Annotated in this window: 34 protein-coding genes; 4 read left to right on the top strand and 30 right to left on the bottom strand. The window is 67.3% G+C overall.

Annotated elements, in window-relative coordinates:
• Positions 1-43: 43 nt before the first annotated feature.
• Complete coding sequence (locus I8J32_RS06095; protein ID WP_200616174.1) at positions 44-445, top strand: phasin family protein; 402 nt, start codon at positions 44-46, stop codon at positions 443-445.
• A gap of 206 nt (positions 446-651) precedes the next feature.
• Here I8J32_RS06095 and I8J32_RS06090 read toward each other — a convergent pair whose 3' ends face one another.
• From I8J32_RS06090 to bioD, 3 genes are all read right to left on the bottom strand, one after another.
• Positions 652-3732, bottom strand: coding sequence for an efflux RND transporter permease subunit (locus I8J32_RS06090; RefSeq protein ID WP_200616175.1), 3081 nt, complete (start codon positions 3730-3732; stop codon positions 652-654).
• 211 nt (positions 3733-3943) lie between these two features.
• Positions 3944-5158, bottom strand: coding sequence for an efflux RND transporter periplasmic adaptor subunit (locus I8J32_RS06085; protein WP_200616176.1), 1215 nt, complete (start codon positions 5156-5158; stop codon positions 3944-3946).
• A 153-nt stretch (positions 5159-5311) separates the two neighbouring features.
• A complete protein-coding gene (gene bioD / locus I8J32_RS06080) occupies positions 5312-5998 on the bottom strand; it encodes a dethiobiotin synthase (RefSeq protein WP_200616178.1) in 687 nt (228 codons plus the stop codon).
• A 193-nt stretch (positions 5999-6191) separates the two neighbouring features.
• Here bioD and I8J32_RS06075 point away from each other — a divergent pair, with 193 nt between their 5' ends.
• Together I8J32_RS06075 and I8J32_RS06070 are read left to right on the top strand one after the other, a co-directional pair.
• On the top strand, positions 6192-6677 hold the full coding sequence (locus tag I8J32_RS06075; protein ID WP_200616179.1) for a GAF domain-containing protein: 486 nt from the start codon (positions 6192-6194) through the stop codon (positions 6675-6677).
• Positions 6674-7105, top strand: coding sequence for a TfoX/Sxy family protein (locus I8J32_RS06070; protein WP_200616181.1), 432 nt, complete (start codon positions 6674-6676; stop codon positions 7103-7105). Before I8J32_RS06075 ends, I8J32_RS06070 begins: the two co-directional genes overlap by 4 nt.
• A gap of 104 nt (positions 7106-7209) precedes the next feature.
• On the opposite strand, the gene I8J32_RS06065 is transcribed toward I8J32_RS06070, so the two are convergent.
• The 3 genes from I8J32_RS06065 to I8J32_RS06055 are packed head-to-tail and all read right to left on the bottom strand — an operon-like array spanning position 7210 to position 10105.
• Entirely contained in the window at positions 7210-7998 is a 789-nt protein-coding gene (locus I8J32_RS06065; RefSeq protein WP_200616182.1) for a LytR/AlgR family response regulator transcription factor, read from the bottom strand.
• Entirely contained in the window at positions 7995-9071 is a 1077-nt protein-coding gene (locus I8J32_RS06060; protein WP_200616184.1) for a sensor histidine kinase, read from the bottom strand. The genes I8J32_RS06065 and I8J32_RS06060 overlap by 4 nt, the downstream gene beginning before the upstream one ends.
• A gap of 41 nt (positions 9072-9112) precedes the next feature.
• Positions 9113-10105 (bottom strand): DUF2306 domain-containing protein, encoded by a 993-nt coding sequence (locus I8J32_RS06055; protein ID WP_200616186.1) that lies wholly within the window; start codon positions 10103-10105, stop codon positions 9113-9115.
• A gap of 308 nt (positions 10106-10413) precedes the next feature.
• Here I8J32_RS06055 and I8J32_RS06050 point away from each other — a divergent pair, with 308 nt between their 5' ends.
• Complete coding sequence (locus I8J32_RS06050; RefSeq protein ID WP_207526824.1) at positions 10414-11097, top strand: DUF2306 domain-containing protein; 684 nt, start codon at positions 10414-10416, stop codon at positions 11095-11097.
• Between the two features lie 36 nt (positions 11098-11133).
• Here the strand turns inward: I8J32_RS06050 and I8J32_RS06045 are convergent, their stop codons facing one another.
• The 24 genes from I8J32_RS06045 to I8J32_RS05930 form a co-directional block, all read right to left on the bottom strand.
• Positions 11134-11517, bottom strand: coding sequence for a hypothetical protein (locus I8J32_RS06045; RefSeq protein WP_200616189.1), 384 nt, complete (start codon positions 11515-11517; stop codon positions 11134-11136).
• A gap of 98 nt (positions 11518-11615) precedes the next feature.
• Positions 11616-12665 (bottom strand): alpha/beta fold hydrolase, encoded by a 1050-nt coding sequence (locus I8J32_RS06040; protein ID WP_207526823.1) that lies wholly within the window; start codon positions 12663-12665, stop codon positions 11616-11618.
• A gap of 81 nt (positions 12666-12746) precedes the next feature.
• Positions 12747-13037, bottom strand: coding sequence for a YciI family protein (locus tag I8J32_RS06035; RefSeq protein ID WP_200616192.1), 291 nt, complete (start codon positions 13035-13037; stop codon positions 12747-12749).
• Positions 13038-13108: 71 nt separating this feature from the next.
• On the bottom strand, positions 13109-13372 hold the full coding sequence (locus I8J32_RS06030) for a hypothetical protein (RefSeq protein WP_200616193.1): 264 nt from the start codon (positions 13370-13372) through the stop codon (positions 13109-13111).
• Between the two features lie 58 nt (positions 13373-13430).
• Positions 13431-13802: a VOC family protein gene (locus I8J32_RS06025; protein ID WP_200616195.1), complete on the bottom strand. Its 372-nt coding sequence runs from the start codon at positions 13800-13802 to the stop codon at positions 13431-13433.
• Positions 13803-13936: 134 nt separating this feature from the next.
• Positions 13937-14311 carry an MAPEG family protein gene (locus I8J32_RS06020; RefSeq protein ID WP_200616196.1) on the bottom strand — a complete coding sequence of 125 codons (375 nt, stop codon included), beginning with the start codon at positions 14309-14311 and terminating at the stop codon, positions 13937-13939.
• Between the two features lie 115 nt (positions 14312-14426).
• Complete coding sequence (locus I8J32_RS06015; RefSeq protein ID WP_200616197.1) at positions 14427-14795, bottom strand: VOC family protein; 369 nt, start codon at positions 14793-14795, stop codon at positions 14427-14429.
• A 183-nt stretch (positions 14796-14978) separates the two neighbouring features.
• Positions 14979-15332 carry a DUF3147 family protein gene (locus I8J32_RS06010; protein WP_200616199.1) on the bottom strand — a complete coding sequence of 118 codons (354 nt, stop codon included), beginning with the start codon at positions 15330-15332 and terminating at the stop codon, positions 14979-14981.
• A 62-nt stretch (positions 15333-15394) separates the two neighbouring features.
• Positions 15395-15985 carry an alpha/beta hydrolase gene (locus I8J32_RS06005; RefSeq protein ID WP_200616200.1) on the bottom strand — a complete coding sequence of 197 codons (591 nt, stop codon included), beginning with the start codon at positions 15983-15985 and terminating at the stop codon, positions 15395-15397.
• Positions 15986-16072: 87 nt separating this feature from the next.
• Entirely contained in the window at positions 16073-16576 is a 504-nt protein-coding gene (locus I8J32_RS17570; protein WP_245156433.1) for a hypothetical protein, read from the bottom strand.
• 409 nt (positions 16577-16985) lie between these two features.
• Positions 16986-17288: a hypothetical protein gene (locus I8J32_RS05995; protein ID WP_200616201.1), complete on the bottom strand. Its 303-nt coding sequence runs from the start codon at positions 17286-17288 to the stop codon at positions 16986-16988.
• 122 nt (positions 17289-17410) lie between these two features.
• A complete protein-coding gene (locus tag I8J32_RS05990; RefSeq protein ID WP_200616203.1) occupies positions 17411-17842 on the bottom strand; it encodes a bleomycin resistance family protein in 432 nt (143 codons plus the stop codon).
• A gap of 93 nt (positions 17843-17935) precedes the next feature.
• Complete coding sequence (locus I8J32_RS05985) at positions 17936-18304, bottom strand: hypothetical protein (protein ID WP_200616204.1); 369 nt, start codon at positions 18302-18304, stop codon at positions 17936-17938.
• A gap of 262 nt (positions 18305-18566) precedes the next feature.
• The gene (locus tag I8J32_RS05980; protein WP_200616206.1) at positions 18567-18848 is read right to left on the bottom strand and encodes a hypothetical protein; all 282 of its coding nucleotides are present in this window, start codon (positions 18846-18848) and stop codon (positions 18567-18569) included.
• A gap of 175 nt (positions 18849-19023) precedes the next feature.
• On the bottom strand, positions 19024-19755 hold the full coding sequence (locus I8J32_RS05975; RefSeq protein WP_200616207.1) for a hypothetical protein: 732 nt from the start codon (positions 19753-19755) through the stop codon (positions 19024-19026).
• 82 nt (positions 19756-19837) lie between these two features.
• On the bottom strand, positions 19838-20311 hold the full coding sequence (locus I8J32_RS05970) for a hypothetical protein (protein ID WP_200616208.1): 474 nt from the start codon (positions 20309-20311) through the stop codon (positions 19838-19840).
• Positions 20301-20762 (bottom strand): hypothetical protein, encoded by a 462-nt coding sequence (locus I8J32_RS05965; protein WP_200616210.1) that lies wholly within the window; start codon positions 20760-20762, stop codon positions 20301-20303. Before I8J32_RS05965 ends, I8J32_RS05970 begins: the two co-directional genes overlap by 11 nt.
• A gap of 251 nt (positions 20763-21013) precedes the next feature.
• Complete coding sequence (locus tag I8J32_RS05960; RefSeq protein ID WP_200616211.1) at positions 21014-21403, bottom strand: VOC family protein; 390 nt, start codon at positions 21401-21403, stop codon at positions 21014-21016.
• Positions 21404-21453: 50 nt separating this feature from the next.
• Positions 21454-21759 carry a cupin domain-containing protein gene (locus tag I8J32_RS05955; RefSeq protein ID WP_200616213.1) on the bottom strand — a complete coding sequence of 102 codons (306 nt, stop codon included), beginning with the start codon at positions 21757-21759 and terminating at the stop codon, positions 21454-21456.
• Positions 21760-21810: 51 nt separating this feature from the next.
• On the bottom strand, positions 21811-22152 hold the full coding sequence (locus tag I8J32_RS05950; protein WP_200616214.1) for a hypothetical protein: 342 nt from the start codon (positions 22150-22152) through the stop codon (positions 21811-21813).
• Between the two features lie 30 nt (positions 22153-22182).
• Positions 22183-22575 carry a hypothetical protein gene (locus tag I8J32_RS05945; protein ID WP_200616215.1) on the bottom strand — a complete coding sequence of 131 codons (393 nt, stop codon included), beginning with the start codon at positions 22573-22575 and terminating at the stop codon, positions 22183-22185.
• Between the two features lie 66 nt (positions 22576-22641).
• Positions 22642-22908, bottom strand: a complete 267-nt coding sequence (locus I8J32_RS05940) for a hypothetical protein (RefSeq protein ID WP_200616216.1) — start codon at positions 22906-22908, stop codon at positions 22642-22644.
• Positions 22909-23047: 139 nt separating this feature from the next.
• Complete coding sequence (locus I8J32_RS05935; RefSeq protein ID WP_200616218.1) at positions 23048-23374, bottom strand: nucleoside triphosphate pyrophosphohydrolase family protein; 327 nt, start codon at positions 23372-23374, stop codon at positions 23048-23050.
• 66 nt (positions 23375-23440) lie between these two features.
• Positions 23441-23809, bottom strand: coding sequence for a YciI family protein (locus tag I8J32_RS05930; RefSeq protein ID WP_245156432.1), 369 nt, complete (start codon positions 23807-23809; stop codon positions 23441-23443).
• Positions 23810-23839 lie beyond the last annotated feature (30 nt).

Raw genomic sequence — 23839 nt, 5'->3', positions numbered from 1 at the left:
CCGGATCCCCCGACCGGATTGGTCAAAGACTAACGGAGCCGCCATGTACCAGTTCAACGAACAGTTTGCCGCCGCCTCGCGCCAGTTCGCGGACACGGCCGCCCAGATCAACCGCATCGCCCTGGACAACGTCGAGGCCGTCTTCGGCCTGCAGATGGGCGTCCTGAACGAGCGCGCCAACGCCACCTTCGCCTTCTTCGGTGAAGCCGCGCAGGCCCGTGACCTCGAAGCCCTCAAGACCCTCTTCCCGAAGGGCGTCCAGGTGGCCCGCGAGAACGTCGAGCGCGCCGTGGCCGTCGGCCAGGACGTCTTCGGCCGCACGCTGAAGGCCAACGAGGCCATCGGCCAGATCACCAAGACCCAGATCGAGACCGTCGCCGCCAAGACGCAGGCCACGGTTGAAGAGGCTGCGAACAAGGTCGCCAACGCGTCCAAGGTCAAGTAACCGTCTCTCTCTCCACCCCGGTGGAACAACGAACCCGGTCGCGAAGGCGACCGGGTTTTTTGTTGGCCGGCGCTTTACCTGACGCGGACGCGCGGTCGGTCGTGGCCAAGCCGGGACAGCCGCGCCGCATGCCCTGAGGTCCGCAGCCCGGCAAAAAGAAGGGCGCCCGGTTTCCCGCGCGCCCCGCCTTCGGCCAGTGCGGTGCGTCAGGTCGACTGCGTCGCCGCCTGCAGCTTGGCCGCCTTGCGCGTCTGCGCCTTGTGGTGGTCGCGGCCGATCAGCAGGTACACCACCGGCACCACGAACAGGGTGAACAGCGTGCCGATCGACATGCCGCCCACGATGACCCAGCCGATCTGGTTGCGCGCCTCCGCGCCGGCGCCGGTGGCAATGGCCAGCGGCAACGATCCCAGGACCATGGCGCCGGTCGTCATCAGGATCGGGCGCAGGCGCAGGGCGGCGGCTTCGAGCACGGCGTTGAACTTGTCGCGTCCGTCCTCCTGCAGCTGGTTGGCGAACTCCACGATCAGGATGCCGTGCTTGGCGATCAGGCCGACCAGCGTGACCAGGCCGATCTGGGTGTAGATGTTGAACGAGCCGCCGGTGAGCTTGAGCAGCAGCAGCGCGCCGAAGAACGCCAGCGGCACGGACCCCAGCAGGATCACGAAAGGATCCACCCAGCTTTCGAACTGCGCGGCCAGCACCAGGAAGATGAAGGCCAGCGCCAGCAGGAAGATCATCGCGAAGTCGCTGGAGGACTCGCGGAATTCGCGACTCTGGCCGGACAGATCGTACGGCGAGGCCGGCGCGACTTCCTGCAGCGCATCTTCCATCCAGGTCAGCGCGTCCCCGATGGAGTAGCCCGGCGCGAGGCCGGCGCTCACGGTGGCGGCGCGCAGCTTGTTGAAGTGGTTGAGCTCCTTGGCCGCGATCGTCTCATTGACGCTGACCAGGTTGGACAGCTGCACCATCTGCCCGTCGCCACCGCGGACGAACACGTTGGACAGCGCCCCCGGCGTGCGCCGGGCGGCATCCTCGATCTGCACGACGACGTCGTACTGCTCCGATCCCCGCTTGAAGCGCGTCACATTGCGCCCGCCCAGGAACGTCTCCAGCGTGTGGCCGACCGTGTCCACGCTGCTGCCCACCGCAGCCACCTTGTCGCGGTCGACTTCCACGCGCAGCTGCGGCTTATTGAGCTTCAGGTCGGTTTCCGGCGCGATCAGCTTCGGATTGGTCTGCATCTTGGCCATGAGCTTCTGCACGGTGGCGTTGAGCTCATCCCACGTGCCCGTGCTCTGGACGACGAAGTTGACCGGCTTGCCCAGGAAGTCGTCGCTGCCCAGCGGCGGCGGCGTCATCGTGAAGGCCAGCACGCCCGGCACGGCGAAGAACATCTGGCCGCCCAGCGCATCGGAGATTTCCTTGGCCGACTTTTCACGCTTGGACCAGTCGGTGAGCATGGTGAAACCGATGGCCTGGGTGACGTCCGGGAAGCCGACGATCTCGAACACCCGCTGCTGGTCCGGCAGGCCCATCAGCATGCCTTCCATCTGCTTGGCGTAGCGGTCGGTGTACTCCACCGTGGAGCCTTCCGGCGCCACGCCGATGGCGATGATGAAGCCCTGGTCCTCCTGCGGCGCGGTTTCCTTGGGCAGCCACAGGAACAAGCCGACGGCGCCGGCGAACACCAGCGCGGCAAAGCCCACGACCATCCAGCGCCAGCGCATCATCGCCGACAAGGCGCTGCGGTAATGCGAATCCATCCACTGCAGCACGCGTTCGCCGGCCTGGTAGAAGCGTCCGTGGTGGTTGTCGCCGCGCAGCAGCCGTGAGCACATCATCGGCGACAGCGACAGCGCGGTGAAACCGGACACCAGCACCGAACCGGCCAGCGTCAGTGCGAATTCCACGAACAGCTTGCCGGTGCGCCCGGTGGAGAAGGCCAGCGGGATGTACACGGCGGCCAGGGTCAGGGTCATGGCGACGATGGCGAAGCCGATCTCCTTGCTGCCCTTGAACGCCGCCTCCATCGGCGGCATGCCTTCCTCGATGTGGCGCACGATGTTCTCGAGCATCACGATCGCGTCATCGACCACCAGGCCGATCGCCAGCACCATCGCCAGCAACGTCAGCGTGTTGATGGTGAACCCGAAGGCGTACATCAGCGCGAACGCGCCGATCATCGAAACCGGGATGGTCACCAGCGGGATCAGCGTGGCCCGCCAGCTGCGCAGGAACAGGAAGATCACCACGATCACCAGGCCGATCGCGATCAGCACCGTGTGCTGCACCTCCTCGATCGACTTGTCGATGAAGATCGTCGAGTCATAGGCGATCTCGACCTTCATGCCCTGCGGCAGCGACTGGGTGATCTTCGGCAGCATCTCCTGCAGCGCCTGCGAGATGTCCAGCGGGTTGGCCACCGCCTGCTTGACGATGCCCAGCGGCACCGCGTTCTTGCCGTTGTAGCGCGCGCGGAAGCGGTCCTCCTCCTGGCCCAGTTCGACCTTGGCCACGTCGCGCAGGCGCACCAGCGTGCCCTTGACGTCGCCCAGCACGATGTTGCCGAACTGCTCGGGCGTCTTCAGGTCGGTTTCCGACAGGACGGTGAACTCGCGGTCGCTGCCTTCCACGCGCCCGGCCGGAATCTCCACGTTCTGCTCGCGCAGCGCGGCTTCCACGTCCGCCGGCGTCAGGCCGAAGCCGGCCAGCCGTTGCGGCTGGATCCACACGCGCATCGCGTAGGTGCTCGAGTAGACCTGCGCCTGGGCCACGCCCGGGATGGTCTGCACGCGGTCCTTGACCAGCGTCTCGGCGTAGTCGGCGATCTCCACCTGCGAGTGCCGGTCGGAGGAGAAGGCCAGGTAGATGATCGGCTGCGCGTCGGCTTCCTGTTTCTGGACGACCGGCTCGTCGACTTCCTCGGGCAGGAACTGCCGCGCCTGCGCGACGCGGTCGCGCACGTCGGACGCCGCGCCGTCCGGATCGCGGTTGAGTCGGAAGCGGATGGTCACCTGGCTGGACTGCTCGCGGCTGACCGACTGCATGTACTCCACGCCTTCCACGCCGGACAACGCGTCCTCGATCGGCTGGGTCACCTGCGACTCGATCACCTGCGCACTGGCGCCGGGATAGCCCGTGTTGACGGTGACCACCGGGACGTCGACGTTCGGGATCAGCCGTACCGCCAGGCGGTCGTACGCGATGATGCCGACCAGCAGCACCACCAGGTTGATCACCATCGCGAAGACGGGACGGCGGATGGAGATGTCGGACAGAACCATGGACGCCTCGCTTGGGTCGCGGCGCGTCCCGTGGGAAGCGCCCTATCTGGCGGACTCCGTGCGGGCAGGGGCCACGCATGGAGGCGGCGCATCGCGCCGCGGTGGAACAGGTGGCCAGGGTGGCCAGGCCGCCCGTTCCGGGAACCTGCGCGCCGTGGCGGTCAACCCCGGCGTGGGACGGCGCTGCGCGTTGCCGCGCAGCGCGGGCTGACTATTTCGCTTCGGCCGGCGCCGGTTCGGCCGACTTCGGGTCGGCGGGCTTGGGTTCGGCGGCCTTGGCCGACGCAGGCTTGGCGGCTGCCGGGTTTGCAGCGGCAGGGCTGGCTTCAGCCGCACCCTCGCCCGGCAACACCTGCACCGGCAATCCATCACTCATCATCGGCTTGTTCTGGCCCGCGGTGATCACCTGGTCGCCGGCCTTGACGCCGTCGATGACCTGGAACGCCCCGGGGACCCGCACGCCGGTCTTGACGATCACCTTCTTCGCCTTGCCGGCGACGACGGTCCACACGAAACGCTGGCTGCCTTCCTGCATCAGCGCCTGCTCGGGGACCATCACCGCGTCGACCGAGTTGGCGCCGGTGTCCAGTTGCAGCTGCGCGAACTGCCCCGGGCGCAGGCGGCCGTCCGGGTTGGGGATCTGCGCGCGCAGTTTGGCGCTGCGGCTGTTGGGGTCGACCACCGGATCGATCGCGGTCACCTTGCCGACGAACTCGTCGGCGGGGAAGGCGTCGACCGTGATGGCGATGCGCTGGCCGTTTTCCAGTTGCGGCAGCGCGCCTTCGGGGACGCTGAAATCCACTTCGATGGGATCCAGGCGCACCAGCGTGACCAGGTCCTGGCCGACGGTGACGAAGTCGCCCACGCTCACCTGGCGCAGGCCGATCCGGCCCGAGAACGGCGCGCGCATCGTCATCTTCGCCAGCGCGGTTCGGGCCGAAGCCACGCGCGCCTGGTCGACGCCGTAGGCGGCGCGCGCGCGGTCGTAGTCCGACTGCGCGATGAGCTTGTCGCCCAGCAACTGGTGCGTGCGTTCGGCGGCGCGGCGGCTGTTTTCCACGTTCGCCAGCTGCTCGTTGAGCGCCGCCTGCTGCACGCTGCCGTCCAGCACGAACAGGGGCTGGCCGGCGTTGACCGATGCGCCTTCGGTGAAGTTGATGCGGACGATGCGACCGCCCACTTCGGGGCGCACCACCACCGATTCGTCCGCCCGCAGGCTGCCGACCGTCTGCAGGCCGGCCTCGAGCTTCTGCGGCTTGAGCGTGATGGCTTCGACCGGCAGCGGCGGCATGCCGCCCGGAGGGCCGCCGCCACCCGCGGCCGCGCCGGCACCGGCCGCGTCACCATTGCCGCACGCGCTCAGCGCCACCGTCAGGCCCAGGGCCAGGACGAGCGGGAGTCCGTGATTCCACTGCAATCGGGCCATGCCAGCCTCGTCGGTCCATTTCTTGAACTGGGCAGTTTAGCGTTGCCGCTGTCGTCCGATAACCCTGCCGGAAGTCAGGCCGGGATTAAAGCCATCTTCTGCACATGCCGCCGGAGCGGCGTCGCTCCCTGTTCGGCAGGCGTCTCATGCCGTTCAGGGCCCGGGCGAGAGCCCGGCGGCCATCCTCGCCGGATCGATCTGCGCGGCGTGCGGCAGCCGGCCCCAGCACGGCGCCGGCAGCACGCGCCGCAGGATCTCGACGTTGTCGTCGCGCCGCGCCATCGATGGATCCACCTCGTTGGCGATCCAGCCGGCCAGGTGCAGGCCATCGGCCTGGATCGCGCGCGCCGTCAGCCGCGCATGGTTGATGCAGCCCAGCCGCAGGCCCACCACCAGCACGACGGACAGCCCGAGCTCGTTCACCAGCGTGGCCTGGTCCAGTTGCGCGGTCAGCGGCGCCATCCAGCCGCCCACGCCTTCGACCACGACCACGTCGGCCTGCGCGCGCAGCCGCGCATACGCGGCGACGATCGGCGGCAGGGCGATGGAGATGCCGGCGTCCGCAGCGGCCAGTTCCGGTGCGAGCGGATGCTCGAGCGCGTAGGGATTGATGTCGTCGTAGTCGGGCGTGGGGTCACTCGCCGCCTGCAGCGCGAGCGCATCCTCGTTGCGCCAGCCGCCCTGCAGCCACTCGCAGCCGCTGGCCACCGGCTTCATGCCCACCGCACGAAGTCCGCGCGCGCGGAAGGCGTGCAGGAGGGCGGCGCTGGCCACCGACTTGCCGATGCCCGTGTCGGTGCCGGTAACGAACAGCGCGCGGTGCGTGACGGCCGCACTCATGCGCGCCCACCCGTCGCCGTGCGGGGACACGCGCCGCCGACGCTGGCCGGCCGACGCGCGGCCTGGCAGCCGCACTGGGGCGGCATGTGGTCGATCGGCAGTCTGATCAGCTCCATGCGCGTCCTCCGGCGGCCTCGCCCATGGTAGCCGGGACCGGGAGGGCGGCGTCGGCGACCACTGTTACACTGCCGCCATGACGTTCCAGGCCTCTCCGTTGTCGGGCGACAAGCCCGAGCAGTACGCACAGCTGGTCGACCAGGCGCGTGGCCTGCTGGCCGGCGAACGCGACCGCGTCGCCAATGCCGCCAACCTGTCGTCGCTGGTGGCCCACGCGCTGCCCGCGCTCAACTGGGCCGGCTTTTACTTCTTCGATGGTCGCGAACTGGTGGTCGGCCCGTTCCAGGGGCAACCCGCCTGCGTCCGCATCCCGCTGGACAAGGGCGTGTGCGGCGCGGCCGCGAGCACCCGCCAGACCCAGCGCGTGGCCGACGTGCACGCTTTCCCCGGCCACATCGCCTGCGATGCGGCCTCGCGTTCGGAAGTGGTTGTGCCGCTGCTGCGGGGAGAAGAACTGATCGGCGTGTTCGACCTGGACAGCCCCGAACTCGACCGGTTCGATGAACACGATCAGCGCGGGCTGGAAGCCCTGGCGCAGGTTTTTGTGGAATCGCTGGCATGAGCGCGGTGAAGATGCGGAACATCGGCCCCAAGAGCGCGGCGTGGTTGCGCCAGGTGGGCCTGCGCACGCTGGACGACCTGGCCGCGGTCGGCACCGTCGAGGCCTTCATGCGCGTCAAGCGCGCCGGTTTCAAGCCAGGCCTGAACCTGCTCTACGCGATCGAAGGCGCACTGCTGGACTGCCACTGGCAGGAAGTCCCCGAGGAACGCCGCCAGGAACTGATCCTGGCCGCCGACGCCGCCACCGCGCAGCTGCCGCCACCACGCAACCGCCCCGCGGCGGGCCCGGTGCGCACCACCATCACCGCCCCGCGTGAGCCCGTGGAAGACGACGCCAGCACCGATCCGGCCGAGGGCTTTGCTGCCTTCGACGACCGCGCCGGCGCCCTGGGTGGCGATGACGGTGGTTCTGCGGGCGCCGAAGACTGAGCATGTCCTGGGCGCCGGACGCGCCGAAGTGCATCGCGCCACCGGGGCTGCGCGCCTGATCGGCCACGGCTGACGGCCACCCCCGTTCGCCCATCTCGATCTGCTTACATCTGCCTGAAATGGTGCAGGTAGCTGCGGCTCACCGGCAGCACTTCCTCGCGCGAGCGCAGGTGCACGTGGGCGGTCTCGTTGGCGCCTCGGGTGACATGGCTGATGGCCCGCAGGTTGACCACCGCGCTGCGGTGCACCTGCACGAAGTGCGCCGGGTCGAGCTGGGCGACGAGTTCCTTCAGCGGCGTGCGGATCAGGGCTTGGCCCGGCTTGCCGCCATCGCCTCGCCACGCGATCAGCGTGTACTTCTCGTCGGAGCGCAGGTAGTCGATGTCCTCGACCGCGATCATGCGCAGCGACGGGCCGACCGACGCCCGGATCCACCGCAGTGGCTCGGGCGCCGCCACCTTCTTCTGCAGGCGCGCGGCGAGCTGCTCCAGCAGCGCATCGGTATCCGGCGCCGGTTGCGATGCGCCCAGCCGCTCGCGCAGCCGCGCCACGGTGTCGGCCAGGCGGGTCAATTCCACCGGCTTGACCAGGTAGTCGAGCACGCCGTGCTCGAAGGCCTGCAACGCGTACTGGTCGTAGGCCGTCACGAATACCAGGTGCGCGCGCCGACCGATCAGCCGCGCCGCCTCCACGCCGGACAGGCCCGGCATGTGCACGTCCAGCAGGCAGATGTCGGGCTGCAGCGCCTCGAAACGCTCCACCGCCTCGCGCCCGTTGCGCGCCTGCGCCACGATCTCCAGCTCCGGCCAGGCCTGTGCGAGCAGGCGCACCAGCGAGCGCCGCAGGAGGGGTTCGTCGTCTGCGATCAGTGCCGTCGGCCGGCTCGCGCTCATGCCGGTGCGCTCCGGGCGGGGAATTCCACTTCCGCGCTGGTGCCGTGCGGCGCCAGCGGCGTCAGCCGAAGTTGCGCGTCGCCTTCGAAGGCCAGCTGCAGGCGTTCGCGCAGGTTCTCCAGCCCGGTGCCCAGCCCGTGTTCACCGTGCGTGGCGATGCCCACGCCGGTATCGCTCACCTCGGCGTGGCAGCGGCCGTGGCGCAACCGCACGCGTACGTCGATGCGGCCGCCCTCCTCCGCCGGATCGATGCCGTGGCGCACTGCGTTCTCCACCAGCGTGAGCAGGGTGGTTGGCGGGCAGGTCAGCGCCAGCGCCGCGTCGTCGGCGTGCAGGGAGAACTGCAGGCGGTCGGGCATGCGCATGTGCATCACCTCGAGGTAGGCGCGCGACAGGTCCAGTTCCTGGCTCAGCGTCGACATCGGCTCGTGCAGGCGCGGCACGGCCGCGCGCAGGTAGGCGATCAGGCTGCCCAGCACCGCCGATGCCTGCGCGGAGCCGGAGTCCACCAGCTCGCGCACATTGGCCAGCGTATTGAACAGGAAGTGCGGTTCGACCTGGGCCTGCAGCAGGTGCAGGCGCGCGTCCAGCGCATTGCGTTCGTACTGGCTGCGCTCCAGCTCGAAGGCCAGCGCCTGCCGCTGCGCCTCGCCGCGGATCTGCCGCAGCAGCGCGGCGATTGCCATCCACGGTGCGATCAGCAGGCCCAGCATGCAGATCGCGCTGAAGCCACCCATCCGGTCCTTGTCCATGAACCACGGCTTCGGCTCGCCCCACACCGTCAGCGCATAGGCGATCGCAGTCGCGAAGGGGATGACCACGGCCACGCCGATCACCTGCAACGCCCAGCGTTCCACGAAACGCGGCAGCCTTCGCGGCCAGCGCTCCAGCACGCCGAACACCAGCAATGCGGTCATCCCGACCATCAGCAGCCGCGTGATCAGCACCGCATACGAGGCCTGCCAGGTCAGCGACATCATCAGACTGACGAGGAAGCAGGCGATCGCCACTGGCCGCACGCGTTGCCAGGTGAACAGGCGCGGAGCAGCCGCGGATGCGTCGGGAGAGTGCATGGGCGGGACGATAGCGCAGAAGGCCGGAACGAGTAGCGGGCCTACAGCTTGGGCCACCACAGGATCATGGTCGCTGCACCGATGCCCGTCGCCGTGGCCAGCGTCGCCAAGCCCAGTCCGGCGCTCATCGCGTACCGGACGCGCGCGCCACCGCGGTCCCGCGCAAGGAAATACAGCTCCAGGACGCCCAGTGGCAGCAGGTACTGGGCGAAGGCGAGGAAGATCAGGAACGGCCCCTGGAACGTCTTCGGATCGAAGCCGACCGGCCCCTGGTTGACCACGATCCAGAACATCAGCGCGACGCGGAACACCCAGGCGGCGCTGGCGGCCAGGAACAGGCGTAGCGCCCAGCGCCGGTGGATGTCGATGCGCCGCGCGCGCGCGTGGCGCAGCGCCTGCACCGCGAACACCAGGATCAGCGCCACATTGATCACGCTGGCCACGCGCTGCTCGGGGTCGCCGACGATTTCGCGCGTGGCGAACATGATCAGTCCAGCGGTGCACACCAGGAAGATCGCCGACAGATACACGCGTCCGTTCCAGCGATGGAAGACCGGCCAGCGCCGGCGCACCGCCGGCACCAGCTGGAAGATTCCGCCGGTCACCACGATGGCGGCGAACGCCAGGTGCACGCCGATCACGGTGTTGGCGAACGTCGCGCCGGGCACGTACGCCCGGGGCATCACCGCATTCCACGCCGCCAGGTCGCCGCGCAGGGCCGACAGGCCATACAGGCCCAGGATGTAGGCGACGAAGATCAACTGGCCCGTGGCGGCGACGCCGAACCAGACGGCGGCCACCAGGCGCAGGGTTCGCGCCGCACGGTTGCCTGCTTCGGCGTCGACGACGCGGCCCGCGCGAGCGGGCGTGGCTGACAGGAGCCCCGGGGTGGCATCGGCGGTGGGGCTGGACGGCTGCATGGCGTTCTCCGGCTCGCTCGCGGTGGATGCGGCGTTGGCGTCGGAGTGTTCGGGCGCCGGCAGCTCAGCGGAAGCCGCCAGGCGACGGGCGACGGCGTGGAGGCCGCCAGCCACGGATCGGGGCGACGAGCGACGCAGGCCGTTGTGGACCAACGGAGCCGTGGCGCCGGTGCGGGCATGTCCAGCCGCCGCACGTCCGCCTGTGACCGGCACCGGCACCGGCGCACCGATTGCCGCATGTCGCGTCCGCCTCGCATCGCACTCGGACACCACCCGCCGGTCCGCGGCGCCACCCGTCGCGTCGCGCCGTCGTCCGCGCCCCGGGAGCCGTCGCCCGTCGCACGCCCCCTGTGCAGGCCGTCCGCGCGCGTCCAGATTCAGCTCCGACGGCGCGCACGTTGCGTCTTACCGGGGTCACCGACATGAAATGGATCCACATCGCCTGCGGCATCCTCGCCCTCGCCGCCGGATTCACCGCCCTGTTCGCGACCAAGGGCTCGCCCCTGCACCGGCGCAGCGGGACGGTCTTCTTCGCGGTGATGCTGGTGATGTCGAGTACCGGCGCGGTGCTGGCTTGGCTCAAGCCCGACCGCGGTTCGGTCGTCGCGGGCCTGCTCACCTTCTATCTGGTCAGCACCGCCTGGTTGACCGTCAAACGGCCGGTGGACCGCACGCGCGGCGTGACCGCCGCGCTGATGCTGCTGGCGATGGGGCTGGCGGCCTTCGGCTTCGCCTACGGCATCGAGGCGACCCAGAGCGCCAACGGACGCGTCGACGGCATTCCGGCACCCCCGCTTTTCCTGTTCGGCGCCGCGGCGCTGCTGGCCGCGGCGATGGACGCGCGCCTGCTGTGGGCCGGTCGCATCGAAGGCGCCCACCGGCTGGCCCGCCACCTGTGGCGGATGACCTACGCGATGTGGATCGCCACGACGTCCGCCTTCCTCGGCGAGGCGAAATTCTTCCCGATGCCGATCCGCAAATCCGGGCTGCTCGCCCTGCCCGTGCTGCTGGTCACCGGGATGCTGCTCTTCTGGCTGGTGCGCGTGTACTGGAAGCGGCGCCGCGTCGCGCTGCCCCGCACCGGCGAGGCACTCGCGGACGGTTGACGCCCGACGGCGGCGGATACCGCGCCGCTCCGAAATTCAGTCCACGCGCCGGGGCGCGGCGCGCGCTTCGCGCAGGGCCAGCGCGAATGGCGCGGCGAACAGCAGCACCACGGCCAGCAACCAGCAGACCGCCGCCATCACGTGTGCATCCGTCAGGAACAGCACGGCGGGCAGCGCGATCAGCAGCAGCGCCGTCGGCCGGCGGCGCAGGAAGCCATGTGCGCCCACGGCCGCGGCCACGAACACCAGCGAGGCAAAGAACCACGCGCCCCACGCCGGCGCCTGGCCGTGGCGGGCCGCCACTTCGGACGCCAGGAACGGATAGGCGACCGCGAACAGCACGCAGCCCAGCGCGAGCAGGCGGGCGGCGATGTCCGCGATCCGGAACCACCCACGCGTCAATGGCCGCGGCTGGTTCATCGGGCCTGTCCTGTGGTGGCGGCGGGTGCCGGTGCGGACGGCACCGCCAGCGGCCGCACGTGCTCCACCAGGCTCAGCAGCAGCTTGCCGGGCTCTTCCTAGGGAATCATGTGCGAGGCGTTCTCGAACCACACGCCCCGCTTGTACGGTGCCTGCAGCGCGTCAAGCCAGCGCTGCGTGGGTTCCGACGGCGTGGTGTAGTCGTGCCGGCCCATGAACATCACCACCGGGATCGGGAACGCCTGCACGACGGTGTAATCCACCGCCAGGAATTCGGGCAGGATGCGGCCAAGCGTGAACCGGTTGCCCTCGTCCACCGAGCACACGTCCTGCGGGGCATATTCCGGCGACAGTCGCGGTGCGTCGTAGAAATAATCCGACGTCGCCCGGTATGCGCTCAGCCCACCGTAGTGCTGCGCCCAGTTGCGCGCGGTCACGATGCGCTCGCGGGTGATCGGCTGGTCGCCGGGATAAGGCGCGATGGCCTCCAGTTCCTTCAGTGCCGCCGTGTTGCCGTGGGCGCGGGCCTGCGCGACCGCGTAGTCGAAGCTGATCCGCTCGTTCTCGCGCACGTTGATCACCTGGCCGATGCCGACGTAGGCGTGGAACAGGTCCGGCCGCTTCAGCGCCGCGCCCATTCCCACGATGGTGCCCCAGCTGTGCCCCATCAGGATCAGCTTGCGCTGGCCGAACTTCCGGCGGATGTGCTCGGCGACCTCGATGGCGTCATCGACGTAGCGCGGGATGTGGATGGTGTCGCTGATGGACTCCGGGTCGACTTCGCCCAGCGTCTTGCCGGCGCCACGCTGGTCCCAGTTGACGACGGTGAAGTATTCCTCGATCGGCCGCTGGAACTGCCACAGCGTCGGCATCAGCGGGGAGGCCGGCCCGCCATGCACGAACAGGATGATCGGGTTGTCGCGATCCTGCCCGCGCACGTTGATCCACTGGTCGATGCCGCCGATGCGCGTGGTGTAGGACTCCTGCACACCCTGGGGCGCCACGATCCGGTTGAGGTCGGCCACGATGGCGCGCGCGCGGGCATAGTCGGTGGTGACCGGGCAATCGGCGGCGAAGGCGGGTGCGAACACACCGGCGCAGGCGGCGAACAGCAACGACAGCAGGCAACCTCTGGCGATCGACAGCATGGGGGCGTCCGGATGGAGGGAGGTCAGTTTACGGCCGCCACGCGGAGGCGTGTGCCGGGCCGACTGCGAAGTGCGGCCCCTTCAACCTTCCAGCCATCCATTGACCGCCGGTGCTCCCATGGTCGGATGGAACTCCAGCACCTGGTAATCGGCGATCCCGTGGAGCATGAAGGGATCCTGCGCGAGCACGGCGTCGAGTTGCGCGCGCGATGCGGCGGTGGCGAGGATCACCCCGCCGTCGCGCGGCTCCTTGCGCCCGGACAGCAGGAACACGCCCGCGGCGTACTGCCGCTCCAGGAATTGCCGATGCGCGGGCACGTGGCGATCCACGGCATCCAGCGGGGCGGTGTAGGTCAGCAGGACCACGAACATCGTATGCCTCCGTGCTTCAGTCGGGCGCCGGTGATGCGCGGCGGTCGACTGGATTGTCAGTGCTTCGGACGTCAGCTACCAACCAGTCCGAACAGGAAAAAGTAGAAGACGCCAAACAGCAGGCAACTGGCCAATGCCGCCAGCGCCACGCCCACCGCCGCCAGGCGATGGCTGCCTTCTTCGGCGGCGGCGGCCAGGCCCATCATGCAGGCCGACGGAAATGCGACGACGCAGATCCACAGCAGCCGGTTGTCCCAGGCCAGCGTGCCGGCGAGGTACAGCACGCACACCACCAGCCATCCGATGACGAGCAGTCCCGCACTGGCTCTGAGCATGATGTACCTGGTCGGTGGCAGAGAACGGCGGGGCGGGACGACAGGGACCGCGGGGAGTTCAGACGTGCTGATCCAGCAGGATCGGATTGCCGTCCGGATCCACCACCATCAGGCTGGCCGGACCGGAGGTGGACTCATCGGCTTCGCTGAGCAGTTCAACGCCCTGCGCCCGGAGCTGGCGCTGCAGGTCGCGGATGTCGGTGAACGCGGGCAGCTTGTTCGCGTCGCTGTCCCATCCCGGATTGAAGGTCAGCAGGTTGCGCTCGAACATCCCCTGGAACAGGCCGATGACCGTACCGCCATTCTTCAGGATCAGCCAGTTCTGCGCCTGGTCGCCTCCCCACACGGCAAAGCCGAGCTTTTCGTAGAAGGCACGTGACGCCGCGATATCCCGTACCGCCAGGCTGACGGAAAAGTTGCCGAGCTGCATGTTCGTTCCTCATTGGTTTCCGAAGCGACAGATCCCGGCGGCCGCAGACGCCTTGGCCGCAGTACGGCAACTGGATGAGCGTCCTGCGTGGCATGGCCAGAGTGGACTACCCGGCTCCGGGCGCGGGGAATCGTTCAAGCCAACGCCCGCACGACCAGCACCCACAAGCCCAGCACGGCCAGGAAGTTGATGGTGAAGACCAGTCCGCGCAGGCGAACGTTCGCGGTAAGGATCTGCACGCCCCCGTGGACGATCCGCCCCGCGACGAATATCCAGGCCAGCAGCAGCGCCGCGCGGCTCTGCGCCTGGCCGTGGATGAGCAGCAGACAGGCCGCGTAGAAGAACAACGGCCACTCGAACTGGTTGGACAGGTTTGCGCTGATGCGCGGCTCGATCCCGGCCCACGGGCTGGTCCCGTCCGGCCTTCGACCGATACCCCACACCCGCGGCGCGCGGGCCACCGTGAGCACCACATAGAGCAGAGCCGTCAGGGCGACGTGGCCTGCCATGGGAACTACGAGCGGATTCACCCGTTGCCCCCTGCAATCTCGATGCCGTCACCGCGCATGGCCTGGAACCAGCACCGCAGGGACGAGGCCGGGCCGGGACGTGCAGTTCGCGCCGTCATTGCAGCGAATGCAGCCCGATCATGTTGCCCTCGGTGTCGATCACCAGGACGATGAATCCGTACTGCCCGATGGAGAACTTGTCCTTGAAGATCCTGCCGCCCTTCTCGGCGGCGCGCTTGCCCTCGGTCGCACAATCCACGCAGGTGAAGTAGACGATCGTGCTGTTCCCGCCGGACGGGAAGCCCTCCATCCTGACCAGGGCCCCGGAAGCGCCGCGCTCGGGCTGCATCGGAAACGCCCACATCTCGATGCTGGGGCTGTCCAGTCGTTCCAGGCGGACGGCAAACACCGCCTCATAGAACTTCCTGGCGCGCTCCATGTCCTGCACGTAGATCTCGAACCAACCGACGGAAGTGCCTGTCATGGCAGCGCTCTTCATGGCGAAAGGAGGGTGGCGAACCGCATCAAGGCGGGCCGCGAAGCGGTTCGCGTCCGATTGTCAGGTGGCACGCGCCACCTGTCCAGCCGCGTCCACGTCATCGCCGGCCTGGTGCCAGGCCAGGACAGCGATGGGCTGCACGTGCGTGCGGGAAATGCCCGGACCCGCCTACGGCAGCAACTGGATGCCGAATGGACGAACGGCCAGGGCAAACAGGCCAAAGCACACCACCGTGATGCCGATGCTGGCCAGCAGCGTCAGCCAGAACCCGAGGCGGGGCAACAACATCGGAAACGCGAGGAACATGGGCAGTGTCGGCAGTACGTACCAGAAGGTGTACCAGGCATGGTTGGAAATCTTCGACTGGGGCTGCTTCTCTACATAGAGCCAGATCAGCGCGAGGAAGGTGACCAGCGGCAGCGCGGCAATGAAGCCGCCGAGCCGGTCACTGCGCTTGGCCGCTTCCGACACCAGCACGACAACGGCGGCGGTGAGCAGGTACTTGGTGAACAGCCAGCCCATGGTGATCTCCCGAACGGCCTGCCATCTGGATGTCGCCGACCTGCAATGCAGGTGCTTCGACACTACGCACCACCCTCGCGCCGGGGGACCGCGGCGGCCCCCAGCGATCTGATCACCGCGGCAAGCTCGCGCAGGTCATTGTTGAGCTGATGATCGCGACCTGGCAACCGACACAGCCGGGCCTGCGGAATGGCGTCCGCGAACAGTACCGCGTGCGACGGTGGCACGGTGTCGTCGTCCAGGCCGTGGTAGAGATGAATCGGGACACCCCCCGGAAGCTTGTCGCCCAGCGCCTCCTGTGGCGTCCACCCATCGCTCTTCCAGCCGCCCTCGCCCACGAAGGGCGCCGCGACCAGGAATATCGCACCGAACCCCTGCTTGCGGGGCCGCTCGGCGAGCGCATGGATCAGCAGGGTGCCGCCAATGGAGTGACCGACCAGGATCGCACCGTCGTCCAGGGCGGCGAACTCCTTGTCGAGCGCCACCTTCCAGGAGGCGTAGCCGGGATCACCTTCGTGGGGCATGCGTGGGTAACGGATCTCGTAGCCCGGTCCCAGCTCGGACTTCAGGCTCGCCACGAGTGCGGCGTCCCAGTCGTCGTGAACGCCCTCGCCGCCGCCCTGGACGAACAGGACCTGACGCGTGACAGGCATGGCGGTTCCTCCTGGCCGATCCGCTGGAGAATCGTCACGCCCACGGACGCTGGAATCAAGCCGGGCCGCGAATCGCCCTGCCGCGCATCAAGGTGACGGCTTGCCGGGACAAAAGCTGAGTTCCATGCCCTGGTAATACGGCACGCGGTTCCAGCGCTCGAGCAGTGCAAGCGCCGGCTCATACAACATCGCCTGTGGATCCATGTCCGACAGATCGAACGCGGCCTTGCCGCGGGCCGCACTGGCCGAACGAACGCCATCCAGGAAGGCGTCGACCTCGAACGAGCCTGCCCACAGTTGCGTCTGCAGGGCCTCCACCATGGCCTCCACCTGGATCGCTTCTGCATCCACCGTGGCATCTGCGCGGTCATGGACGGCCTGCATGACAAAGCCGGCGTCCGATCCCGACGCGATCTGGCTCAGGAAGCCATGCTCCAGAGGCACGGCGGACTCGATGACAAAGTGCACGAGATCATGGGGCAAGGTGCCTTGGCGGGGCATGACGGTCTGCGTCTGCGTTCCGTCCGCGCGGACAAACCGCAGGCGGTCGTTCTTGTCGCTCTTTCCGAGCTTCTCGGCGATGAGTTTCATGGTCTGGATGAGTGCCCGGGAGGACCGTGTGCGAAACCGTACTGCAGCTTCGGCCCGAACGATCGCGCTGCAGACGGCCTTGGCCCCTGCAGATGATACCCAGGCAGGCGGCTAGGACGCCCCGAAGGCGATGACGGACAGGCAGGCCAGGCCAAGGACGAATGTAAGGATCCGCGGCCAGGTCCGGGCCGCTGGATTCGTAGCCAGTGAGTAGGCGGAAGCCGGAACCAGCACCAGAAGGGCCAGCAGCGCCGATGCGAGCGTCCATGAGCCCCACCGCCAGACGGCCAGGTTGCCCGGGAACGCAATGAGCACGGCAGCAGCCCCCACCGACGTGGCAATGGCGCCAAAGATGAGCGCGCTGGGCACTGCGAACGATCGAGCTGTTGCCATGGGGACCTCGGGCCGGTCAGCCGCAGATCGTGCGCTGAAACCGGTACGCCACCAGTGGGAGACAGGCCACCAGGAAAAGCGCGGCCATGATGGTGAGTCCGACATTCCGGTCCGCGACATGGTAGCTCCCGGCGAAATCGCGAACTACCACGCTGAGGCCATACGCCGGGCCGAGCGCGGCGACTGCGCCATGAGCAAACGCGGCCGTGCGGCTTGCGTAGGTGCGACGCAGTGCCAACACGGTGAACGCCATGAGATTGGCGAGCGCCCACGGTCCGACCACGTAGACCAATGCAATCAGCGTGGATATGCCGGTCATGTCCGATGCCCGACAAACGACTGGAACGCACGCAAGTGCGATGACGAGGATGGGTAGCGTCTTTGGCACGCCTGACTCTGGACTGCGCCCGACCGCGACGCGGCTTCGCCTCGAAGGGCTGGTCACGCACCACCCGATGTTTTGCCTGGACTCTCGATGCCGCGGCTGACCCGGAACACATGGCCATCCGGATGGCGGACATGCATCTCCCGGACATTCCAAGGCATGTCGGTCGGAGGCCAGGTCACTTCGATCCCCTGCTCCAGGCAGTGACGATGCAGCGCATCGACATCATCCACCCAGATCGACATCCACACGCCCTTCTCTGCGGCCTCGTTGGAGTCCGGTCCGAACGTGCTCGCATAGCCACTGGTTCCCCGCCCTCCCTGTCCGTCCTGGCAAAGGAAGATTTCGCAGTGCCCGGAACGGACGCCACCGAAAGTGGGCGGCGAACCCCAGTCCCATCCCTTCGTCCAGCCGAGCTTCTCGAACCACGAGAACGACTGTTGAACGTCCGAGACATTCAGGATCGGGGTCAGATGTTTGACGAGCATGCTGGCCTCACCTGACGCCTGGTGCCCGGGTCAGACCGGAACACCGGGCGCTTGCGACGAAAGTGAAATGTCGGCCTCGCGAACCCGTCGTTGTCACGACCTGGAGCAAAGCGGCTTGCCCGCGCTCTCCGGACTTGAAATGGCAATGCTCGCGCCGCAGACGGAAACACGGACGCTCTTGTCGGTCGCATTGTTCCCGAGCGTCGCTGACTGGAGCTCACGGCCCTTGGCATCAAGCAGGCGGATCGTGGGGCCGTCATCGCCTGAGCGCGCAACTTCAATGATGCGATCGTCGCCAACGGGAAGACGCTGGGTCTGGCCAGGGCCGACCTTCAGATCGAAGTGGGCCCGCATCATTCCGTCCTCCCAGAAGGAGCCGGAAACCGGAATCACCGCGGTCTCCGCGCGCGCGCCAAAGGCACTCAGCGAAAGTGCGACTGCCAGTGCTATTGAAATCTTCATTGCAATTCCTTGTGACGATGCCGGGAATGCGACCAAACACACGAACCGAGCCTCACCTCACGTGACGGCTTGGGTTGAATCTTTGTCAGGCCTCGACCCGGGCACGCCCCCCCCTGAGCGGGAAGTGCATTGCCGCTTCTGCCGGCCGGCCAATTACCTGCGCGATGAAGATGCCAGACCCGGTGGACGCCCGGCAAGCAGTGGCGCTCAGCCAGCCGAGCCTGTGTCGTGGGCAATCGCGGGGATGGCCCGGCTGTCAATGCTACGGTCTGCGCCGGCGAAGCCTGAGCCAGAGGTAGATGCCCAGGGCATAGATGCCTGCCGCCAGCGGAATGCCTGCGATCCACGCAAGCACGTGCAGTGGCGTGCCCTCCCCGACCGGGTCCTGCGCGGTGCCGATGTTGTGCACCGGGACGAGGGACACCAGCAGAGCACTGGGCCAGGCCAACATCCGCGCTGCAAAGCCCAACCCCAGAATGCCCACGCAAAACGCCGCGCCGTAGGTCAGGAACGTGGCCAGGCACCCGAAGCCCATGGCGGCCACTACGGGGTTGCCATGTGACGAGGCCACCGTGGCCGTTGCAGGCGCAGATTCCGGACGTTCGTAAGGATTCTGGGGAACTGACATGCTGGCCTGATGCCTGGTTTCGGCCGGGTCGCTGGGGACCTGCGCCTGGGTTGAGCGGAGCCGCGGAAACGGCTGGACCGGTTGGGGACTGTCAGAGCGCGGGCGCGCCAAGCTGGGCGTCCGCCTCCTGTGCAATACGACTGAGTGTTACGAAGACCTTGCCTTCATTGTCGTATGGAAGGTCCGGCAGTACGAGTCCGGTCCTCTCGAGCGGTTTGATCGGGTTCTTGCGTTTGTCGAAGCAGAGGATCCCGACGTGTCTCCTGTTTCCGAGCCCGGAAGAAAAGACGAGGGACTTCGCGCTGCAACGCCCGAGTTCGGCCCGGGCCGGAACATCCGGGCCACGCCAGTCCAGGACTGAAAAAATGGGTTCCACGCTGCTGCCAAGATCCACGTAGGCCACGACAACCATCGCGGCCTTGCCTTGGGTCGGCAGATCCAGCAGGAAGACGGTCCCGACGGGGTCCGTGCAGATGATGCGCTTGGGCTTGGGCGACGACAGCATGATCCTCTTCGGCGCCGGCTGAGGCGAGAGCAGTCTGGCCCTGAGCCTGTCCAGCGCCTGCCGCCTTAGCGGCGCATCCCCGGGTGCGTCCCGCTCCCAGACGGCCATATCGCCTCCCTGGGCAATCAGCGCGAGCGCCCGGTCACGCACGTCCGCTGTCAGCCTTCCGTGCTTCCACGCCGTGTCGGCGAGCGAGAACAGCACCAGGCATTCGACCTCGTGGTTTTCAAGCGATCGGCCGTAGCCGACGAGAATCGCCTGAATCGCCTCCTCCGCGGACTTTCCGTGCTTGAGGTGCGTGACGAAGGCGTCGCGCACATCGCAGGTGGTGTCATCCGAGTACAGTCCTGCGCCCCATGCACCCACACCCACTCCTGATGCCCGAACCGGGCCGTCGACGTCAGTGAATTGTCACGCCTTCCAGACTGGAAGGTTCGGCCCCGGCTCCACCAAGGCTGGACATGCGTCGCCTTGCAAGAACGTGGGTAGCCACGGCAACGCAGGCGCCAAAGACCAGGACAAGCCCGCCGAGCTGGGCGTCGGAGACGATGATCAGCACGCCGCCTGGCAGAGCACCAACGATCAGCGCCGACAGGGAGTTGGCAAGGCCTCTTCTGGCGAGCAACGCGTAGAGCGGCGCGCCGTACAAGAATGAAGGAAGGATGCCAAGGAACGTCGCCACCAGGGCCACGAACAAGCCCAGGCCCATGGCGCCGGCCAGGTCTTCGAGCTTCCCTGACTGAGTGGCAAAGTTGTAGAAGGCGAAAATAAAGCCACCTGCCAGTGATCCCACGGGAAGGCCGGCCAGCACCGCCAGCAGTGAACAGACCAGGTATTGGCCATACCTGGCGCGACATGGACTGTCAGCGCCCATCGTCACGCCTGGTCCGCTCGACGCTGCTGCGCACGACGATGCCGGGTGCTATCTCCGCGCTGGACCCCGCAGACACGCTCACGACATGGAGGCTGTTGAGCAGGATCCGGTCGCTGGTCTGGAACGAGACCCCGAGCACCAGGCCGGAGGCTTCCGCGCCGGCCTCCCAGATGCTTCCGGTGACGTTCGCGGCGTCCTTCGCACCCAGCCGGACAGCGGCCGGAGCGGCGGGGAAGTCAAAGGTCCTTTGCTGCTGCTCCACCGCGAACTCGGCGCGGTCCAGCCTGCACGCAGGAATGACCAGCTCGGCAACGCCCCTGCGATCGGCCTCCACCGTGGCCCTGATCATGGTCGGATCGCTGCACTCCTGCCAATGCCAGACTTCCGCTGCGCTTGCCTGGCCCGCAACGGTGAGTGAGAGGAAAACGGCAATGGCAGGAAGTGTTGTCATCTGTGGCCTGGGTGTTACCGAGTAGCGGAATAGCATCAGCCGGGGTGACCGCGGATACGTGGAAAGCAATCTCACTGGAGATGACCTGAAGCTCTGAGCCTGCCCCCCGTGGACGAGGCTGCCCGGCCGGGCTGAAGTGCAGCGCAGGCAGCACCAGCCAACCCGCAACAAATAGGTCCCGTCGATGAGGTGCTTGTACGTGGCGCGCCCTGACGCCTGATTCTAGCCACGCGGAGAGCTTGGAGGCATGGTCAGTCCGCGGACAGCGCACTGACCATCACGTAGTAGCCATCGGGATCGCGCAGTGCGAACTCCCGGGTGCCCGTATTGGGATTGATACCGGGCTCCTCCGCCAGGGCGGTCACAAGATGACGCGCCCGCTCGAGCGCCTGGTCAAAGTCATCCACGCGCAAAAACAGAAGCAGACCGTTCCCGGTCCCCGCCCGGTCCGGACTGGCCAGGGTGGGATGCTCGTGCGCGCCCCACTGGTGCAGGCACAGCAGGACCGTCCCATCCCTGTCGAGCACCTGCCCGAAGTGCACGTGCGCGGGTGCCGTGAGGGGCAGTCCCAGCAGCGACTGGTACCACCCGAAGGCGCGGGCCACGTCGGTTACGCCGATGATTGTCCACAAGCGCTTCATGACAGGCTCCCGTGGCATGCAGGGCGCCCTACTGAGCCGCGCGCCCGGTACTAGTGTAGGTGAACGGCCAGCCAGAGCGCGCCCTGCGAAACACGCCGGACGGTGTGCGGCGTGCCGGCAGGCAGGAACAGGTAGTCGCCGGCATGCAGTTCGACCGGGGTGCCGGCCACTTCAAGCATCGCGTCTCCCTGGATCATCGCCACCCATTCGTCCTGCGGTTGCACATACTCGGTCGGTGTCACTGCCGCCGAGCTGACGATGCGCTCGATGACCAGGTTCCTGTGCTTGAGGAGCTCCTCAAAGCGCTCCCCGGTGGCCGGCACGTCGATACCCGCGAAGAGGTTGCCGATCCGCATGCGACGATCTCCATTCGGTGCTGGCGCCTGGATGGCGTTGCCTGGACCTGCTTACACCCGGTTGCCGAACTGCAGGTACATGAGCGCACCGAACAGGAGGGCCACTAGACCCAGCACGACAATGGCCCATTTGAGGATGACCCTGTAGTCCGCATTCTCCATTGCCCGCTCGACCTCACGGGCGTCAACGGGATGGGCGGGCTCGAAATCAGGGTTGTGGATGACACGCCTGGCATCTTCTGCCTGATGGTTCAGGCATGCAAACAGCGCGTCCTGAGTCCCCATGCTGCGCCCCTCGATGCCGCGCACGTAGGTTGGGATGCCTTTTGACCGCAGGAGATGCCTGACACGGGCCAGCTCGTCAGGATCATGAAAGCGTGCAATGAACTCCATGTGCGCCCAGCTTCGAATTGAAGTGACTTGTCAGGACGCGGTCCGGGAATGCCGCCGCCAGTACCACAGCACGAAGCAGTTCCCGGCAATGATCCCAAAGAGCAGGAGCGTGGCCGGTACCGCCAGCCAATGCCATCCGCCCGCGTGGTACACGACCCAGGCCGATAGTCCCGCCAGCAGGAACGAAAGCAGTGCCAGGCCCCAGAACGTCACCATGTACGGCCCGCCGCGCAGCCGGGCATAGGGAAGCAGCAGCACAATCCCGGTGATCACCAGCGGGACGTCCACGCGCAGCCTTTGCACGAGCGTGCCCGGATCCTCGGAGTCGGGGATGAGTCCGGTCGCGTCGACGAGGCCAAGCAGGCCCAGAAGCGCGCCGAGCAGGATGCCGAAGAATCGAAGAAATCCACAAAATGCCCGCATGATGGTCTTGGCCGCCTGAAGCCTGATCAGGCCGAGCCGCGAAGCGGCATCGGCTGGAATGAACTGTTAGTGCCCGGCCGGTGGCAGGGTCGAATCCGGCGCCACCGCGAGTCCGCCGAGGTGCATGTTATCCACCTCGCTCTGCGAGGCAACCGACACCTCGATGTCCCCCAGGCCGCCGCTGCCGGTGTAGTCGGAAGCGATGTGGAAGTGCTGATCAGGATCCTGCCGAAGCCTCTGGAGCAGGACAAGCAGACGATCGATCTCTGCCGGCCGGAGGGCAAGCCTGAGCCCGTACCACCCGTTGTTCCAGTCTTCGAATTCTGAGTGCATGAGTGTTTGTCCCCTGGGTTCAACGCCCTGGCTGTAGCGATCCGCGAAGCGGCAGAGTCTTTCCACTCGAGCCTGGCGCCTGGATTGAGTCGAGGCGCGAGGCGCCCCCGGCTTGGACGAATTGTCGGACAGCGGTCGGTTACTTTCCGAGCTCGCTGGATACATGGGCGGCAATCTCCCTGGTGTTCCTGACAAACTCCGCCTCCAGGTCAACTCCGCACTTGTGTGCCAGGACCATGATCGACCACAGGCAGTCCGACAGTTCATGGCCAAGCTTCGCCTTGCAGTCATCGATATCCCGGACACCGGCGTGCGCCTGGATCAGTTTCGCCAGGTCGCCCACATCCCCCATGAAGCCAAGCGCCAGTTCCTGCGTGGTCCAGACGCGGCCATACCTCGCCTGCTCAAGCTGTTCGTAGAGCTCATTGAGCTGCAGGGCTGACTTTTGAAGATCGCTGAAGTTCATGTCATGACGCCTGGAGCCAAGCCGCGAAGCGGCTACGGTTTGAATGACCTGCCAGGGGCTGGCCGATCAGGAATCCCGATCCGTCCCCTGCCCCTGGGATCGCGGCTCCGTTCCGAAGACGCGCAGTTCCTGCTCGCAGCGACAAGCTCTGGCGATGCGTGCCGCCCACGCAACGGCCTCATCCCGCGAAGGCAGCTCCAGCACGGTAAAGCCCCCATCGAGCGTGGGCGCCCAGGGATAGCCACCCATTGCAACCGCGCCGTCAGCAGAGACGAGCACGGGCGGCACGGCTTCGTCGACTCCGCCGGCGAAGACGTAAACACCCTCGGCTTTCGCCGCCTCAATCACAGCCTGTGCGTCGCGACCCACCGCTTCCAGTTCGCCATCGGGCACAGCCATCGCCGCGCTTGGAAAAGAGATCAGGTACTTGGCCATGGCGCTCCCCGAAGTTGCGGCTCGGCTTGG

Source organism: Lysobacter solisilvae (genome assembly GCF_016613535.2).
In the GTDB taxonomy this organism is placed as follows: domain Bacteria; phylum Pseudomonadota; class Gammaproteobacteria; order Xanthomonadales; family Xanthomonadaceae; genus Agrilutibacter; species Agrilutibacter solisilvae.
Note: the sequence above shows the minus strand (reverse complement) of the source record. Positions and strands in the feature narration are given on the sequence as shown.